This window comes from Lacinutrix sp. YIN62 (genome assembly GCF_057219185.1).
This window is the reverse complement of record NZ_JBXVVH010000083.1, coordinates 1-758: the sequence shown is the minus strand read 5'-3', so window position 1 is coordinate 758 and position 758 is coordinate 1. Positions and strand designations below refer to the sequence as shown.

1 protein-coding gene is annotated in these 758 nt (G+C 36.8%); it reads left to right on the top strand.

Features of this window, described 5'->3' with window-relative positions; all coding sequences use genetic code 11:
* Window positions 1-758, top strand: a 758-nt coding sequence (locus AC2D8I_RS16295) for a TolB family protein (protein ID WP_484707174.1), incomplete at both ends; no start/stop codon positions are given.

Sequence of the window (758 nt, the reverse complement as noted above, 5' to 3'; positions counted from 1 at the left end):
TGTATTTCTCTAGAGAAAGTTTTTATGATAATATCTACGAAAAAGACTCGCTTACCAATGCAAAACACAGCGTATTACATCTTTACAAAGCCCATAAAAATGAGGACCAATGGAAGAATGTTGAAGCCTTAGCAATGAATAGTGAGAATTATTCTATAAAAAACCCTTCCGTTAGTAATGATGGTAAAACCCTTTATTTTGCATCAGATATGCCAGGAGGCTATGGCGATTTCGATATCTATAAAGCAGAAATAAATGCCGATGGTGACCTAGGAACACCTGTAAACTTAGGGCAAGTTATTAACACAGAAGGACAAGAAATGTTTCCATATATAGGTGATGATAACACTCTATACTTCTCGTCTACAGGCCATTTAGGTTTAGGCGGAATGGATGTGTTTTTCACCAAAGTAATAGACGGTAAAATGGCTCCAATACGTAATGTAGGCATCCCCGTAAATAGTAATGCCGACGATTTTGCTTTTGCATTAAATGATGCCACAGGTGAAGGCTTTATCTCTTCAAACAGAGAAGGCGGTAAAGGAAACGATGATATCTATGCCGTTAAAAAACTACAACCTATATGCGATGTATTAATTACAGCAAATATAACAGACCAAAAAACAGGACGCCCATTAGCAGGAGCAACAGCGACATTACTTGATAGTAAAGGAAATAAACTTTCAACAAAACTAACAAACGGAGACGGTTTAGTAGAGTTTATTGTGGAATGTGAAACCCCTACAGAATTAGAAGTA